Here is a 650-nt window from a genome sequence, read left to right on the forward strand (position 1 = left end):
TCACCTTCACCCTCGACGGCCGCGAGGTCACGGTGCCCGAGGGCTCGACCATCTGGGAGGCGGCGCACGGGCAGGGGCTGGTGATCCCGCATCTGTGCCACAAGCCCGCGCCGGGCTACCGGCCGGATGGCAACTGTCGCGCCTGCATGGTCGAGGTCGAGGGCGAGCGGGTTCTGGTGGCCTCGTGCATCCGCCCCGTGGCCGAGGGGATCAAGGTGACCACCGACAGCGCGCGCGCCCGCAAGTCGCGCGAGATGGTGATGGAGCTGCTGCTCGCCGACCAGCCCGAGGTCAAGCACGACGCCTCGTCGCATTTGCGGGACATGGCCGAGCTGGGCGGCGTGACGACCAGCCGGTTTCCCGCGATGGACCGCGATCACGTGCCGCTGCCGGATGCCAGCCACGTGGCGATGCGCGTCAATCTCGATGCCTGCATCCACTGCAATCTGTGCGTGCGCGCCTGCCGCGAGGTCCAGGTCAACGACGTCATCGGCATGGCCGGGCGCGGGCATGACGCGAAGATCGTCTTCGATCAGGACGACCCGATGGGCGACAGCACCTGCGTGGCCTGCGGCGAATGCGTGCAGGCCTGCCCCACCGGCGCGCTGATGCCGGCGACGGTGCTGGATGAAAACGAGGCCGGCGACAGC

General features: G+C 69.8%; 1 protein-coding gene. It reads left to right on the plus strand.

The window, feature by feature from the left end; genetic code table 11:
- The coding region (locus tag V8324_RS22230; RefSeq protein WP_336422039.1) for a 2Fe-2S iron-sulfur cluster-binding protein at window positions 1–650 on the plus strand (650 nt) is incomplete at both ends.

Origin of the sequence: Roseovarius sp. D22-M7 (genome assembly GCF_037083785.1) — a bacterium.
Classification (GTDB): domain Bacteria; phylum Pseudomonadota; class Alphaproteobacteria; order Rhodobacterales; family Rhodobacteraceae; genus Roseovarius.